Annotated in this window: 11 protein-coding genes; 10 read left to right on the forward strand and 1 reads right to left on the reverse strand. The window is 62.5% G+C overall.

Annotated elements, in window-relative coordinates:
* Positions 1-2: 2 nt before the first annotated feature.
* The 9 genes from G7076_RS03915 to G7076_RS03955 are packed head-to-tail and all read left to right on the forward strand — an operon-like array spanning position 3 to position 9335.
* On the forward strand, positions 3-605 hold the full coding sequence (locus tag G7076_RS03915) for an NADH-quinone oxidoreductase subunit J (protein ID WP_166200574.1): 603 nt from the start codon (positions 3-5) through the stop codon (positions 603-605).
* On the forward strand, positions 602-907 hold the full coding sequence (gene nuoK, locus G7076_RS03920; RefSeq protein ID WP_166200575.1) for an NADH-quinone oxidoreductase subunit NuoK: 306 nt from the start codon (positions 602-604) through the stop codon (positions 905-907). Before G7076_RS03915 ends, nuoK begins: the two co-directional genes overlap by 4 nt.
* The gene (gene nuoL / locus G7076_RS03925) at positions 908-2953 is read left to right on the forward strand and encodes an NADH-quinone oxidoreductase subunit L (RefSeq protein ID WP_166200576.1); all 2046 of its coding nucleotides are present in this window, start codon (positions 908-910) and stop codon (positions 2951-2953) included.
* Positions 2950-4497: an NADH-quinone oxidoreductase subunit M gene (locus tag G7076_RS03930; RefSeq protein WP_166200577.1), complete on the forward strand. Its 1548-nt coding sequence runs from the start codon at positions 2950-2952 to the stop codon at positions 4495-4497. Before nuoL ends, G7076_RS03930 begins: the two co-directional genes overlap by 4 nt.
* On the forward strand, positions 4497-5927 hold the full coding sequence (gene nuoN / locus G7076_RS03935) for an NADH-quinone oxidoreductase subunit NuoN (RefSeq protein ID WP_166200578.1): 1431 nt from the start codon (positions 4497-4499) through the stop codon (positions 5925-5927). The genes G7076_RS03930 and nuoN overlap by 1 nt, the downstream gene beginning before the upstream one ends.
* A complete protein-coding gene (locus tag G7076_RS03940) occupies positions 5924-6619 on the forward strand; it encodes a biotin--[acetyl-CoA-carboxylase] ligase (protein ID WP_166200579.1) in 696 nt (231 codons plus the stop codon). The genes nuoN and G7076_RS03940 overlap by 4 nt, the downstream gene beginning before the upstream one ends.
* A gap of 39 nt (positions 6620-6658) precedes the next feature.
* Positions 6659-7435: a type III pantothenate kinase gene (locus G7076_RS03945; protein ID WP_166200580.1), complete on the forward strand. Its 777-nt coding sequence runs from the start codon at positions 6659-6661 to the stop codon at positions 7433-7435.
* Positions 7432-9075, forward strand: a complete 1644-nt coding sequence (locus tag G7076_RS03950) for a ribonuclease J (protein WP_166200581.1) — start codon at positions 7432-7434, stop codon at positions 9073-9075. Before G7076_RS03945 ends, G7076_RS03950 begins: the two co-directional genes overlap by 4 nt.
* Complete coding sequence (locus tag G7076_RS03955; protein ID WP_166200582.1) at positions 9075-9335, forward strand: DUF1467 family protein; 261 nt, start codon at positions 9075-9077, stop codon at positions 9333-9335. The genes G7076_RS03950 and G7076_RS03955 overlap by 1 nt, the downstream gene beginning before the upstream one ends.
* A gap of 6 nt (positions 9336-9341) precedes the next feature.
* Here G7076_RS03955 and G7076_RS03960 read toward each other — a convergent pair whose 3' ends face one another.
* Positions 9342-10991 carry a hypothetical protein gene (locus G7076_RS03960; RefSeq protein ID WP_166200583.1) on the reverse strand — a complete coding sequence of 550 codons (1650 nt, stop codon included), beginning with the start codon at positions 10989-10991 and terminating at the stop codon, positions 9342-9344.
* Positions 10992-11767: 776 nt separating this feature from the next.
* Here G7076_RS03960 and G7076_RS03965 point away from each other — a divergent pair.
* Positions 11768-12955 carry a hypothetical protein gene (locus tag G7076_RS03965; RefSeq protein WP_166200585.1) on the forward strand — a complete coding sequence of 396 codons (1188 nt, stop codon included), beginning with the start codon at positions 11768-11770 and terminating at the stop codon, positions 12953-12955.
* The last annotated feature ends 62 nt before the right edge of the window (positions 12956-13017 follow it).

Below are 13017 nucleotides of genomic sequence, written 5' to 3' on the forward strand. Positions count from 1 at the left end.
TCATGATCGCACTTATCGCCTTTTACCTGTTTGCGGGTCTCACCATCGCATCCGCGATCCTGGTGATCTTCGCGCGCAACCCGGTACACAGCGTACTTTGGTTGATCGTCGCCTTCTTCAATGCGGCCGGCCTCATGCTGCTGGTAGGCGCCGAGTTCATCGCCATGCTTTTGGTCATCGTCTACGTCGGCGCGGTCGCCGTGCTGTTCCTGTTCGTCGTGATGATGCTCAACATTGATTTCGCGACATTGCGCAGCGGCTTTTCGAAGAATTTGCCGTTCGGGCTGATGATCGCTTTGGTCCTGCTGGCCGAGATCGCTATCGCCGCCAATGCGCGCCAGGCCGGCCCGCTGATCGGTGACAAGCCGGTCGCGACCGCGCAGCCGAATATCGAAGCCGTCGGCGAAGCACTTTACAGCCGCTTCCTGATGCCATTCGAGCTTGCCGGCCTCATCCTGCTGGTGGCGATGATTGGCGCTATCGTGCTGACCCATCGTAGCCGCGGCGACGTTCGCGGCCAGAACATTTCCCGTCAGGTTGCGCGGCGCCCTGAAGACGCGGTGAAAAACTTGCAGCCCGGCGTAGGCGAGGGGATGAAGCTGTGATTGGCCTCGCGCATTATCTTACGGTCGCGGCGATCCTGTTCACGATCGGCGTCCTCGGCATCTTTCTCAACCGCCGGAACATCATCCTGATGCTGATGGCGATCGAACTCATCCTGCTCGCCGTGAACATCAACCTCGTCGCGTTCAGCGCCTATCTCGGTGACATAACCGGGCAGGTTTTCGCGATGTTCGTGCTGACCGTCGCCGCGGCCGAAGCCGCGATCGGGCTCGCCATCCTTGTCATTTTCTTCCGTCGCCGCGGCTCGATCGCGGTCGACGATGTCAACCGGATGCGCGGATAAATGCACCCGATTATCTTCATCTGCTTCCTGCCGCTTGTCGCTGCGATCATCGCAGGTCTTGGGGGCCGAGTGATCGGCAAGACCGCCTCCAAGCTTGTCACGACCGGCGCGCTGTTTGCCGCTGCTGGCCTGAGCTGGCCGATCTTCCTGTCCTACCTGTCGGGCGACGCTACGGCGCAGGTCGTACCGGTCCTCAAGTTCATTGAAAGTGGCGCGCTCAATGTTGACTGGGCGCTTCGGGTCGACACGCTGACGGCGGTCATGCTGGTTGTCGTCACGACGGTCTCCAGCCTCGTCCACCTCTACAGCTGGGGCTACATGGAGGAGGATCCCTCGCAGCCCCGGTTCTTCGCCTATTTGTCGCTGTTCACCTTCGCGATGCTCATGCTGGTGACCGCTGACAGCCTGGTACAGATGTTCTTTGGCTGGGAAGGCGTCGGCCTCGCCTCCTACCTTCTCATCGGTTTCTGGTATCACAAGCCGTCGGCCAACGCGGCTGCGCTCAAGGCGTTCGTCGTGAACCGCGTGGGCGATTTTGGCTTTTCGCTCGGCATCTTTGGCACCTTCCTGGTGTTCGGCACGGTCTCCATCCCGGCGATCCTTGAAGCCGCTCCCTCGATGGCCGGCTCGACCATCGGTTTTGCTGGTCTAACCGTCGACACGATGACGCTGCTGTGCCTGCTGTTGTTCGTGGGTGCGATGGGCAAGTCGGCGCAGCTTGGCCTTCACACGTGGCTTCCGGACGCGATGGAGGGTCCGACCCCGGTCAGCGCGCTGATCCACGCGGCAACGATGGTTACCGCTGGCGTGTTCATGGTTTGCCGCCTGTCGCCGATGTTCCAGGTTTCGCCCGACGCCATGACCGTCGTGACTTATGTCGGCGCGGCCACCGCGCTATTCGCAGCGACCGTCGGGACCGTCCAGAACGACATCAAGCGGGTAATCGCCTATTCGACCTGTTCGCAGCTCGGCTACATGTTCTTCGCCGCGGGCGTCGGCGCTTACGGCGCGGCGATGTTCCACCTCTTCACGCACGCCTTCTTCAAGGCTCTCCTTTTCCTTGGAGCAGGCTCGGTTATCCACGCCATGCACCACGAGCAGGACATGCGTTACTACGGAGCGCTCCGTAAGGAGATCCCGCTGACCTTCTGGGCAATGGTTGCCGGGACCCTGGCCATCACGGGCGTCGGAATCATCGGCGTGTTCGGTTTTGCCGGCTTCTACTCAAAGGACGCAATTCTCGAGAGCGCTTTCGCCAGCGGCACCGTTCATGGCAATATTGCCTTCTGGGTCGGCGCGTTCGCCGCGCTCCTCACCAGCTTCTACAGTTGGCGGCTCATCTTCCTCACGTTCTTTGGCAAGCCCCGCTGGGCGGCGAGCGAGCACATCCAGCATGCCGTTCACGGCGAACATGAAGCGCCAGACGAGGAGCATGGCGACAGCGGCCATGGCACCGGCATGCCGCCGGAAGGTACGGCCGGCTATCACCCGCACGAAAGCCCTTGGACGATCCTCGTTCCGCTCGGCCTGCTATCGGTCGGTGCGATTTTCGCCGGGTTCCTGTTCCACCACGCGTTTGTCGAGGCGGAGGGCGGGGCGCATTTCTGGGCAGGAAGCCTGGCCTTCAACGAGCATCTCGCTCACGCCGCCCACGAGGTGCCGCTGTGGGTGAAACTAACCCCTGCCGCTGTTATGCTGATCGGCCTCGCAATCGCGTGGCGCAATTACATCAGGGTGCCCGGCGCACCGGCGGCATTCGTCGCCACGTTCCCCGGCTTGCACAAGTTCTTCGTGCACAAATGGTATTTCGACGAGCTCTACGACGTCATCTTCGTCCGTCCGGCGATGTGGCTAGGCAACTTCTTCTGGAAGCGCGGTGACGAGCAGACCATCGACCGCTTCGGTCCGCACGGTGCGGCCTACGCAGTGGGCGTCGGCAATCGCATCACCAGCCGCCTGCAGTCGGGCTATGTAACCAATTACGCGCTCATCATGCTGCTCGGCCTGATCGCAGCCGCAACCTGGGCATTCTGGTGGGTAGCATGAGTGGACTTCCCGTGCTGTCGCTGCTGATCGCGATCCCGTTCGTCGCGGCCATCCTTTGCCTGATGGTCAAGGCGCAAGGCGCGCGCTGGATCGCGCTTATTGCGACCTTGGCCGACCTCGTTCTCGGTGTGATGGTCTGGGGTGCCTACGATCCGGCGGGCCCGCAGTGGCAGTTCGTCGAGCACGTCGGCCTCGGCGGCCCCATCGTCTGGGCGCTGGGCATCGATGGCATCGCCCTGATGCTGATCATCCTGTCGGTGTTCCTGATGCCGATCTGCATCGGCGCCAGCTGGCGGGCAATCGACCGGCGTGTGCCGGAATACATGGCGGCCTTCCTGCTTATGGAGGCGCTGATGATCGGCGTCTTCGCCGCGCAGGACCTCCTGCTGTTCTACATCTTCTTCGAGGGCGGGCTCATTCCGATGTACCTGATCATCGGGATCTGGGGCGGCGCGGAGCGCATCAAGGCCGCCTATAAGTTCTTCCTCTATACGCTGTTCGGCTCTGTGCTGATGCTCATCGCCATGGTCGTGATGATCAATGTGTCAGGGACCAGCTTCATCCCCGACTTGATGGCGTACGATTTCGCGCCGTCGCTGCAATGGTGGCTGTGGCTGGCGTTCTTCGCCAGCTTCGCGGTCAAGATGCCGATGTGGCCGGTCCACACGTGGCTTCCCGACGCGCACGTCCAGGCGCCGACTGCGGGCTCGGTCATTCTGGCCGGCGTGCTGCTGAAAATGGGCGGCTATGGATTCGTCCGCTTCAGTCTTCCGATGTTTCCGGAAGCCTCGGCCGAGCTGATGCCCCTTGTGTTCGTTCTGAGCGGTATTGCGGTTGTCTACACTTCGCTCGTCGCTCTCGCGCAGAAGGACATGAAGAAGCTCATCGCTTATTCGTCGGTCGCTCACATGGCGTTCGTCACGTTCGGTCTTTTCGCCTTCAACCGGCAGGGCATCGAGGGAGCGTTGATGGTCATGCTTGGCCACGGTCTCGTCTCGGGTGCGCTCTTTCTTTGCGTCGGCGTCGTCTATGACCGCCTCCATACCCGCGAGATCGCGCGTTACGGCGGCCTCTCCGACAATATGCCCGCCTATGCCTTCTTCTTCATGGTCTTCACCATGGCGAGCGTAGGATTGCCGGGACTGAGCAACTTTGTCGGCGAGTTCCTGGCGCTTATGGGCACCTACGCCGTGTCGAGTTGGGCCGGGATCGTCGCGACAACCGGGATCATCCTCGGCGCGGCTTACATGCTCTACCTTTACTGGCGGATTTGCTTCGGCACGCAGAGGAACGCCGATGCCGCAGTGATGCCGGATCTCGACAAGCGCGAATGGCTGCTCCTGGCACCGATTGCCGCGGCAGTGTTGTGGATGGGCGTCTATCCCGAGAGCTTCATGAAGCCGATGCGCGCCGATGTCGGCCGCCTACTGGAGCGCATCGAGCGGGCCAGGCCACAAAGCGATGCGCATCTCACGGCCGGAAAGCCGGAAGCTGCTCCGGCGCACGGTGCGGCAGAAGCGCATGAGGGCGCGGAGGCCCACTAATGAATTTCGACGCGATCCTCCCTGAAATCATCCTAACGCTCGGCGCGCTTACGCTGATGATGGTTGCCGCTTTCGGCGGCCGCCGGTCAGCCGGGCTCACCAGTTGGGCTTCTGTCGCTTTACTCGTCGGCGCCACCCTTGCGCTGGTCGGCGCGCCAATGGAAGCCGGCCCTATATTCGGCGGTCTCCTGGCGGCCGACGATTTCGGCGCTTTCGGCAAGGTGGTGATTTTCATCGCTGCCGCCGTCGCAATTGTCGCCGCTCACGGCTGGTTTGAGCGCGATTTCGAACATGGCGCTGAATATCCGGTACTGATCCTGCTCAGCGCCGTCGGTATGTCGGTAATGGTTTCGTCGACCAGCCTGATCAGCCTTTATGTCGGCCTCGAGCTTACCAGCTTGTCGTCCTACGTCCTTGCCTCCTATCGGCGCACCGATGACCGCTCAGCCGAGGCGGGTCTCAAATATTTCGTCCTCGGCGCGCTCGCGAGCGGTATCCTTCTGTACGGAATTTCGCTGCTCTACGGTTTCACCGGTACCGTCGCGTTTGACGGGATCGCCGCGACTTTCGCCCGTTCTGAAATGCCGAGCCTCGGCCTGCTGTTCGGACTTGTTTTTGTCCTCGCTGGAATGGCGTTCAAGATCAGCGCCGTGCCGTTCCACATGTGGACACCGGACGTTTACGAAGGTGCACCGACGCCGGTCACCGCCTTTTTCGCTTCGGCGCCCAAGGTTGCGGCCGTGCTTCTCGCGACCCGTCTCAGTCTTGATGCGCTGGGTCCGGCGATCGAAGCGTGGCGGCAAATCGTCATCGTCGCGGCCTTGGCCTCGATCTTCCTCGGCGCAGTCGCCGCCTATGGCCAGACCAACATCAAGCGGCTTCTGGCTTATTCGTCGATCAATAATGTCGGCTTCGCGCTTATCGGCCTCGCCGCAGGTGGACCGGCCGGCGCCGCGTCGGTGCTGTTCTACATGGCCGTCTATGTCGTCATGACGCTGGGCGCCTTCCTCGTTGTCCTGCGCATGCGAGACGAGAGTGGTCCGATTGAAAGTCTCGATAGTCTCAAGGGGCTCTCGCAGACTCGGCCGTGGCTTGCCGCCGGCCTGGCTATGTTCATGTTCAGCCTTGCCGGCATTCCGCCACTGTTCGGCTTCTGGCCGAAGCTGCTGGTGTTTTGGGCTGCGGTCGAAGCCGGTCTTATCGCGCTCGCAGTGGCTGGCATCGTCGGGACTGTTGTCGGCGCTTATTACTACATCAAGATCGTCAAGCTGATGTATTTCGACGCTCCGGGCGAGCCCTATTCGCAGGTCCGCGCGCCGCTCGAATCCGTGTTCATCGTGCTTGCCGCGATGATCGTCAGCCCGCTTGGCTACCTGCTCATCGGCCCGCTTGGACGCGTCGCCGATAACGCCGCGGCCTCGCTGTTTTGAGCCGTCTCCGGTTCGTCGAAGACACCGGTTCGACGAACACCGACCTGCTGGCCGACTTCGATGCAATGGAGGGCGACTGGCTGATTGCTCGCCGCCAGCGCTCGGGGCGTGGCCGCCAAGGGCGTGACTGGCACAGCCTCGACGGCAATTTCTTCGGCTCGACGATCGTTTGCCTTCGCCGCGATGATCCAGAGGCGCCCACGCTTTCCCTGGTTGCTGGTCTGGCGCTTATCGACGCGATCCACGCCGCAGCGCCGGCGGCTCCCGTCAGTCTCAAATGGCCTAACGACGTGATGCGCGGGAAGGGCAAGCTTGGCGGAATTCTGCTCGAGCGGGCCGGCGACAGGGTGGTTGCAGGCTTCGGCGTCAATCTCGCGGTCGAGCCAGGAATAGAAGGGCGGGAAACCGCAAGCCTGTCGGACATGCCGATCTCTGTCGAAGCCTTTGCTCCCTTGCTCGCTGGCGCCTTTGCACGCTTGCTTGGGGCGTGGAGGATCGCCGAGCCAGCTTCGCTGGCACGCAGCTGGGAGGAGAAGGCGCATCCGAAGGGGACGCCAATAATGGTTCACCAGAACCCGGATGAAGTCGTTCAGGGCCTGTTCGACGGGATTGAGACCGACGGCGCGCTTCGTCTTCGTCTGGCTGATGGAAGCGTCACGATCATTCGCGCCGGGGACGTTGGCCTCGCATGAGCCTCGCCATTTCCCGCCTCAATCGTTAGGGGCACAGCCATGCTGCTCGCCATCGATGCCGGGAATACCAATGTCGTCGCCGCCCTGGTCGACGGGCGCGACATCAAGGCGCGATGGCGGATCGCTACTGACCCCCGGCGGACGGGCGACGAATATGCCGTCTGGCTCCATCAGCTACTCGAACTTGAGGGTTTTGCGCGCAGCGATGTAGACGCCGTCATTATCGGTACCGTTGTTCCGCGTGCACTTCACAATCTCGAAGTGTTGTCCCGCAAGTATTTCGGCGTGGAGCCGCTGGTTGCGGGGCAGGGGGACGCCGCCTGGCCAATCGCACTCGACGTACCGGATCCGGGCACGGTCGGAGCGGATCGCGTGCTCAACGCAATTGCCGCCCATGCTGCACATAGTGGCGACCTGATCGTGATCGATTTTGGTACCGCAACGACCTTCGACGTGGTCGATTTCAATGGTGCCTACAAAGGCGGGATTATCGCACCTGGTATCAATCTCAGCCTCGATGCCTTGGTGGGGGCGGCGGCCAAGCTTCCGCGTATCGCAATCGCCGCGCCAGTCGATGACTCGGTCGTTGGAACGACCACGGAAGAGCAAATGTTGATCGGCATCTACTGGGGTTATGTGTCTATGATCGAAGGTCTGACCGAGCGCTTGCGTCACGAGATCGGTCGTCCGGCCAAGGTCGTGGCGACCGGTGGTCTTGCCGCCCTGTTTGACAAGCGGACCGGTGTCTTCGACGCGATCGAGCCCGACCTTACAATTACCGGCCTTGCGATGCTGGCGGAGACATCGCACCGATGACCCCACGCGACGACGAACTTCTTTTCCTGGCCCTCGGTGGCTCGGGCGAGATCGGCATGAACGTCAATCTCTACGGCACCGCGGGCAAATGGCTCATGGTCGACCTCGGCCTGACCTTCGCGGACTCCGATTATCCGGGTATCGATCTTATCCTGCCCGACCTCGAATTCATCGAGGAGCATCGCGATACGCTCGCCGGGATCGTCCTCACTCACGGTCATGAGGACCATATCGGCGCGATCCCTTATCTTGCGGCGGAGTTGAAGGTCCCGCTTTATGCCACTCCGTTCACGGCCGGGCTTATTGCGGGAAAGCTGGAGGAAGAGGGGCTAACCGGGCAGGTCAAGCTCCACGTTATAGACCGCGACGGCTCGATCGACCTCGACCCGTTCCGAGTGACTTTCGTCGCGCTTGCCCACTCGATCCCGGAAGGCAACGGCGTTCTCATCGAAACGAAGCAGGGCAAGATCTTCCACACCGGGGACTGGAAGATCGACGAAACCCCAGTTCTCGGCGAGCCGTCGAGCGAAGAGACGATGCACGCGCTGGGCGACGCCGGAATCCTGGCGCTGGTCTGCGATTCTACCAACGTCTTCGATACGGAACCGTCGGGCTCGGAAAAATCCGTTCATGACGGACTTAGGCAGGCGGTCGAGACGGCAAAAGGGCGGGTGCTGGTTACCACGTTCGCTTCCAATGCTGCCCGCCTTCAGACGTTGGGCAAGGTCGCCGAAGAGACTGGCCGGAGGGTCTGCGTCGCTGGACGCAGTCTCGACCGCATCCTCCGCGTGGCAAAGGCCAACGGCTACCTGCTCGATTTTCCTGAACCCATCACCTTCGAGCAGGCGATGATGCTCCCCAAGCGCGAGGTGATGATCATTGCCACCGGGGGTCAGGGAGAGCCCCGCGCGGCCCTGGGAAGAATCGCGCAGGGTCAGCACGAGCTCAAGCTAGTAGAGGGCGATACTGTAATCTTTTCGTCCAAGATCATCCCCGGCAATGAGATTCCGATTGGCCGGATCATGAATGGCCTCAGCGATCTTGGCATCAATGTCGTCACGACCAGGCAATTGCACATCCACGTCTCGGGTCACCCTGCGCGGCCCGAGCTCGAGCAGATGTATCGCTGGATCCGTCCCCAGATCGTTGTTCCGGTGCACGGAGAGGCGAGGCATATGCGGGAACAGGCCAAGGTCGCGCTAGCGGCCGGAGTCCCTAGCGCGATCATTCAGAAGAACGGGGATCTCATTCGACTGTCGCCCAACGGGCCAGAGAAACTACGTGAGATTCGAACCGGCCGTCTTGTACTCGACGGGGACGTGATCCTCCCGGCCGACGGCGCGACGATGAACCAGCGCCGGAAGATCGGCTACGGCGGGCTCATTGCAGTCACCCTTCCGGTCGACGGCACAGGAGCGCTGGCCGCCGATCCGCTGATCCGCCCGTTTGGGGTGCCGATCGAGGCTGACCTGGCTGATTTCCTTGCTGATGCGACGGACGCGGCCCGCAAGAGCTATGGTGATGGCTCGGCCGACCCCGAACGCATGCGCGAGACGGTCCGAATTGCAGTGCGCCGCTGTGCAACCCTGTGGACGGGCAAGAAGCCGGTCGTGGATGTTGCTTTGTTGGCGGTTGGCTGATGCAGGTCGGGTCGATCATTGCGATCTACTTCCTGTTTTTCGTGACGAGCGCCTTCGTGCTTCTCCCCTTCGGCGTGAAGACGGACGAAGAGGCGGGAAATCCGACAATTCCCGGTCAGGCCGAAAGCGCTCCCCACCACTTCGACCTCAAGCGCCATGTCTTGCGCGCAATGGTGTTAGCGGCGTTTCTGTTCGCGATTTACTACGCCAATTGGCTCTACGGTTGGGTTACCGTAGACGATCTCGACTTCTACAACTGAGCGGGCTTAGCGCCGACCGCCAACCACTTGCGCAAGCGCGGCGTAGAGCTTGCCCATGTCGCTTGACATGATCGTCACTGCCAAGGGCCCGCCATCGCGCTCGGCCGTTATCCGCCGAAGCATCGCTTCGAAGTCATGAACGTACCGGTTGACCGATTCCTGGAATTCCTGGTCGGACTCGTAATGCGATTGAAGCGATCGCGCTTCGGTTCCGCCGATCAGCCGGGCGGCGCGCCGCGTGAACACGCCGCGATCACCTTTGAGGTACGAAGCCCAGGCTTTGTCGTCGACATCGTCGGAAAGGATCTTTCCGACGTCGATCGAGGCCGAATGCATTGAATCAATGAGCAGCGAGACGCGCTTGGCGAAGGCCTCGCTGTCGCGTTCGCGCCGATCTTCGTCGTTCTGCGTCATATGGGCTTCGAGCGCTGCTGCACTTTGGCCAATGGAAAGCATCTGCTGCATCAGCCGCTCCGAAGCGCCGCGGGCCGCTTCCACCGCTCGCGCGGCGGTCACCTCGACCTCGCGCAACTGCTGGGCAACGCTTTCCTGGACGGCGTTCTCGAGCGCAGTCCTCGCAGCATCGGACAGTTGGCTTGCGCTCTGGGGAATGATCTCCGCTATGGCCTGCCGCGCCCGGTCTGCAGCATGATTTGCAGCCTCCTTTACCTGGACGAGCGCCGCCACGAGCGCCGGGCCGGTTTCCCCTGAAAGCCGTTGCGCCTCGCTTTCGGCCATCGCGATCGACTCCGACAGCTCGGCGAGCCGGCGCTCAGCTCCGCCGACGCCCGTGTCGACCGCAGCGAGTAGAGCTGCGAGGCGGTCGTGCTGCGCTTCCACCGCGGATGAGCCCTCATTGATCTTGTTGGCTGTTTCGGCGGCGGTGTCGCGGGCGAGTACCAGTGCGGGTTGAGCTGCCTGGGCCGATTCAAGCAGCCGCTGCGCGTTACCCTGTGCTTCCCCGAGCGCTTGGTTGATGTCGCTGCTCAGTGCGGCAGCGAGACCGTCGAGCCGTTCACGAAGTGTCTCGGTGCGCTCGGCGAGTTGCGTAAGGCCGACCGTGCCGGCGTCAGAATGGAGATTGATCGTTTCCAGTTCGCCGCGAAGACGGCTCAGGCTCTCTCCGATGGCAGCAGATCGCTGATCGCCCTGCGCCGCAAAGGTGCCGAAGCGCTGATCAAGATCAGCGAGCCCGGCCGAAATCGAATCAACCAGGTGGCGAGACGATTCGTCCTGGCGAACAATATGTTCTGACAGATGGTCGAGTGATGATCGGGCATCGGCAAGCCGGTCGCGAAGGGCTGTGGCGGACTCGATACCTGCGTGCCCAAGGCCTGCCCGCGCTTCATCGACGAGGGCTGTGACCGCACTGGACTGGATCGCGATACCGCTGCGGATTTCCTCGAGCACTTCTGAAGTGCGGACAAGCAGCGTGTCCATCGTCTGTCCGGAGTCGGAAGCAACGGCTTTCAGTTTCTCGGCCGTCGCCATGGCGCTTGAGTCGAGTTCTGCGAGGCGAGCGGAGAGGGTGCTGCTCGCGGAATCGACCCGGCTTTCGGTTTCGCGGGTGGCTTCTCCGAGGGTCGCCACCTGCCGCTCGAACGCGGCGGCCTGGTCGAGGGCCGAGCGTCCTGCCGTTTGCAATTGGTCAGCCATAGCCCGGGCAGTCGCCTCCGCTCGGGGAGATCCTCCAGCAGGACGCCAATATCGACCAGAGCATTATGAGCGGCGCGATCGAAGGTTTCGCCGTGCCCAGCAAGCCGGCGGGCGCCGGCGTCGAGGTCGGCTGAGGCCGCGCCGAGCCGAGAAGCCGCTTCGTCACCCAAGACCATCAACTGATCGGCCATGGAGCGAAGCGCGAGGTGGTTGTCGTCAATCCGTTGGCGGACGACCGCTAGGAGCCCATCGAGCGCGCGCGCTTCGCCGCGCATCGTCACGACAGAACGGGTAAAAGCTTCGGCTTCCCGCCGACGAGTCCGTCCGAACATCAGCCAAGCCAAGCCGAGGAGGGCAAGTGGACCGGTGATAATGGCGACCCATTGGGCTACCGCGGGGAAGGAGAGTGCTTGACCCGCGAGGGCCTGTCCCGCCGACCAGGCACTGAAGCCTAACCACAGAAAAGCGAGCAGTCCCAGGGTCCAACCGAGCACTGCGCGACCGCCTGCACCCGGCACCTCTGGAAGCGTTGCCTCGGCCAGCCACTCTTCGCCAGCTTGGTCTGTCGTCAAGGGATGACGAAGCGTGCCGTCGGGCCCGATCTCGCCCTCCCCGGAATAGGGTTCATATGCGGGCGATGCGTGGCTGGACGGGGTCATGAAAATCAATTTACCACGAATTCGCTCAGGCGGAAGCGCGATTGCGGATCACGGGGTGGAAAGCGAGGCGCGGCCTGGCCTAGAAGGTCCGTCGATGAACGGGGGAGGATCAAGAGCATGGCGCTCGGCGCGCTGATCGGCGCCTATCAGGAAGACGACAATGGCGGCCTTCGAGCGCTCTATCCGCTCGCCGGCCGCACCTTGGTGGAATATCAGGTCCGGTGCGCGGCAGCGGCGGGCGCCGCACCAATCGTCGTGCTGGTCGAACGGCTACCCGTAGCGCTCAACGAGGCGCTGGAGCGGCTCCGAGAGGAAGGGCTGGCCGTAACCGCCGTAAGCGACAGTCACGAAGCGGCCAGCCGTTTCGAGGCTGGTATGCCAATCCTGCTTATGGCCGACGGCCTGGCGCCGGATTTCGGGCTGCTCACCCGTGTGGCCGAACATGCAGAGCCGGTTGTTGCCCTCGTCCCCGACGATGAGGCGCACCAGGCATTCGAGCGGATCGACGCAACGAGCCGATGGGCCGGGATCGCGCTCGTGGATGCTGCGACGCTTGGCTCAACAGTCGCGATGCTCGGCGATTGGGATCTCCAGTCGACCTTGCTCAGGCGCGTCGTTCAGGGCGGAGCACGCCGTCTGATTGCTGGGGAAGGCGAGAGCGGCGCAATCCTGGCGGATAGGCCGGACGATCTTGCCGGCTTCGAGCGTCGCCTGCTTGTCGCCACCAGAGGTGCGCGAAGCGACTGGGCGAGCCGTTATGCGCTCCCGGCCATCGAGGAGCTGGCTACCGAGCGATTGATGGAAAGCCGCGTAAAGCCGAGATGGCTGCTCATTTCCGCGCTCGTCCTGACGGCCGCCGCAGCCTTCGGTTTTACACGCGGTTGGCTATGGCAGTCTTATCTGCTGCTCCTGCTCGCGACCCCGTTCGATCTGGTAGCGGAGCGGCTTGCTGCACTTCGGCTTCGCCCGCTCGCGCCTTCGACTCTCTCGCTGCGGCTGCTCTGGCCATTTGCCGGTGTCGCATTGGTCGCACTGGGCTGGTGGGTCGGGAACCATGGCGGTGGATGGGGAGCAACGCTGGCTGCCATCACGGCTGGGGCGTTTGCACAGGCTGCCCGGATCGAGGCGGAAGGAACGGAAATCCCTGGGGAAATCTGGCTTTTCTCGCGGCGCAACGCGATCATCGGTGCTGCACCGTTCGTGATAGCCGGTTGGTGGACCGGTTTACTCGTCGCTCTCGTACTTTACGCGGGCGGGAGCCTCTTCGCGGCACAACATTTGCGCCATCGGCTCCTTCGCGATTGACGGCGCGTTAACCCAAATCATCTAACAGCTTCAGGTAATGATGCCCGAGGAATGGCCGATCG

This window comes from Sphingomonas sp. HDW15A (genome assembly GCF_011301715.1).
Taxonomy (GTDB): domain Bacteria; phylum Pseudomonadota; class Alphaproteobacteria; order Sphingomonadales; family Sphingomonadaceae; genus Sphingomicrobium.

Coding starts and splice junctions, on each gene's coding strand:
- G7076_RS03955 (WP_166200582.1), top strand. CDS start 9,075: ATGCAGGTCGGGTCGATCATTGCGATCTACTTCCTGTTTTTCGTGACG.
- nuoL (WP_166200576.1), top strand. CDS start 908: ATGCACCCGATTATCTTCATCTGCTTCCTGCCGCTTGTCGCTGCGATC.
- G7076_RS03945 (WP_166200580.1), top strand. CDS start 6,659: ATGCTGCTCGCCATCGATGCCGGGAATACCAATGTCGTCGCCGCCCTG.
- G7076_RS03965 (WP_166200585.1), top strand. CDS start 11,768: ATGGCGCTCGGCGCGCTGATCGGCGCCTATCAGGAAGACGACAATGGC.
- G7076_RS03930 (WP_166200577.1), top strand. CDS start 2,950: ATGAGTGGACTTCCCGTGCTGTCGCTGCTGATCGCGATCCCGTTCGTC.
- G7076_RS03960 (WP_166200583.1), bottom strand. CDS start 10,991: ATGGCTGACCAATTGCAAACGGCAGGACGCTCGGCCCTCGACCAGGCC.
- G7076_RS03915 (WP_166200574.1), top strand. CDS start 3: ATGATCGCACTTATCGCCTTTTACCTGTTTGCGGGTCTCACCATCGCA.
- nuoN (WP_166200578.1), top strand. CDS start 4,497: ATGAATTTCGACGCGATCCTCCCTGAAATCATCCTAACGCTCGGCGCG.
- G7076_RS03950 (WP_166200581.1), top strand. CDS start 7,432: ATGACCCCACGCGACGACGAACTTCTTTTCCTGGCCCTCGGTGGCTCG.